Raw genomic sequence first — 1,646 nt, 5'->3', positions numbered from 1 at the left:
TCTTAAAACTTAAATTCGTAAAAAGAATTGCTGGTTTTGTATTATATAAATCTGTTCAATTTTCAAAGACCATTTAACTCTGTCGCACTCAAGCGACTTGCTTATCTTAACATTTAAGTTTTTCTCTGTCAACATCTTTTTTAAAAATGTTTTTTCAGAAGAAAATCTTAGTTACTAAAACTCCGGTAAATCTATCCGTTTGCCTCAGCGACGTGTTTAATAATATCATATACTTTTGATCATATTATATATATTATCCCTATAACGACAAATTATTCTTAAATTTCTCTGAATTTCTATAATTTTCTCCATATTATATAGTGTGATACACTAGGCAATGTTTAATTATAAAATTTGTAATAATCATTCATTTTATGAAATATTATATAAATTGAATATGTTATTTTTATTGTATTAAATATCTTTTCTCTATATAATTTTATTTAAATATTACTTTATAAGGGGGTGTAACTATGAATAAAATTCTATATGAATGTCCAAAATGCAAGTGCAATGAGTTTGTATCTGATCAATTTCAAGCTACTGGAGGAAACTTTGCAAAAATATTCGATGTTCAAAATAAAAAATTTATAACTATAAGTTGTAAAAAATGTGGATTTACTGAACTTTATAGATCTTCAACTTCTGACGGATGGAATATACTAGATTTATTAACATAAAAAAAATAAGCTTGTACAAAAGTACAAGCTTATTTTTATTTAAATCTTATTTCACCATCTTTAAAATCGTCTAATATAGCTAATGATTCAACTCTTACTCCCATATCTTCTAGTATCTTTCTACCGTCTTGGAAGCCTTTTTCTATTACTATACCTACTCCAACTAATTCTGCTTCTGATTTATCTACAAGTTCTAATAGTCCTTTAGCTGCGCATCCCATAGCTAAGAAGTCATCTATTATAAGAACTCTTTCACCTTTGTTTAAAAATCTCTTTCCAACTCTTACTACGTATTCTTTCTTTTTAGTATATGAAAAAACTTTCGCTTCATAAAGATCTTTATCTAAATTTAAACTTTCTGTCTTTTTTGCAAAAACAACTGGTGCAAAATCAAAGTATTGTGATACTATAGCTGCAATTCCTATTCCTGAAGATTCTATAGTTAATATCTTATCTATTTTTTCGTCTTTAAATATTCTTTTAAATTCCTTACCAATTTCATTTAAAAATTTTATATCCATTTGATGATTTAAAAAACTATCAACTTTTAGTATGTTTCCATCTCTAAGTCTACCTTCTTTTAATATTTTTTCTTCTAAGCTTTTCATTAAAATCTCTCCTTAAAATATGTACTAAAACACCAATAGCCTTACTATTCTTCTGTAAAATAAAAAAAGGATAGCTAAATAAGCCTATCCTTATGTATAATCAACGATAATACATTCGTAGTTAGGATTTTTGGCACCTTGTAGAAACGCTCAAACCATCGTAATTGAGCATATACGAATAAAAGTTATTCAATTCTTTCTAATACTATATCACTTTAATTAATATAATACAAGATTTTATTTATGTATAAAAAAAAAGCTATGATAACATAGCTTTAATCTTGGTGGAGGTAAGGAGATTCGAACTCCTGACCCCCTGCGTGCAAGGCAGGTGCTCTCCCAACTGAGCTATACCCCC

At 27.3% G+C, this 1,646-nt stretch carries 2 protein-coding genes, 1 tRNA gene and 1 riboswitch; of the genes, 1 reads left to right on the top strand and 2 read right to left on the bottom strand.

All coding sequences use genetic code 11. The features are described from left to right. Nucleotides 1-473: 473 nt before the first annotated feature. A complete protein-coding gene (locus tag M4I33_RS16725) occupies nt 474-680 on the top strand; it encodes a zinc ribbon domain-containing protein (protein ID WP_194192693.1) in 207 nt (68 codons plus the stop codon). Nucleotides 681-715: 35 nt separating this feature from the next. Here M4I33_RS16725 and M4I33_RS16720 read toward each other — a convergent pair whose 3' ends face one another. Together M4I33_RS16720 and M4I33_RS16715 are read right to left on the bottom strand one after the other, a co-directional pair. Beyond that, entirely contained in the window at nt 716-1,288 is a 573-nt protein-coding gene (locus M4I33_RS16720; protein WP_257917851.1) for a xanthine phosphoribosyltransferase, read from the bottom strand. Nucleotides 1,289-1,386: 98 nt separating this feature from the next. Continuing rightward, nucleotides 1,387-1,486: riboswitch (purine riboswitch) on the bottom strand. A gap of 84 nt (nt 1,487-1,570) precedes the next feature. Continuing rightward, nucleotides 1,571-1,646, bottom strand: a tRNA-Ala gene (locus M4I33_RS16715).

Source organism: Clostridium sp. LY3-2 (assembly GCF_024705715.1).
Taxonomy (GTDB): Bacteria; Bacillota; Clostridia; order Clostridiales; family Clostridiaceae; genus Clostridium.
The sequence above is the reverse complement of the archived record's forward strand: the minus strand, read 5'-3'. Positions and strand labels throughout refer to the sequence as shown.

Bases quoted from the DNA above. Each gene is read 5' to 3' on its own strand.
- M4I33_RS16725 (WP_194192693.1), top strand. From the start codon at position 474: ATGAATAAAATTCTATATGAATGTCCAAAATGCAAGTGCAATGAGTTT.
- M4I33_RS16720 (WP_257917851.1), bottom strand. From the start codon at position 1,288: ATGAAAAGCTTAGAAGAAAAAATATTAAAAGAAGGTAGACTTAGAGAT.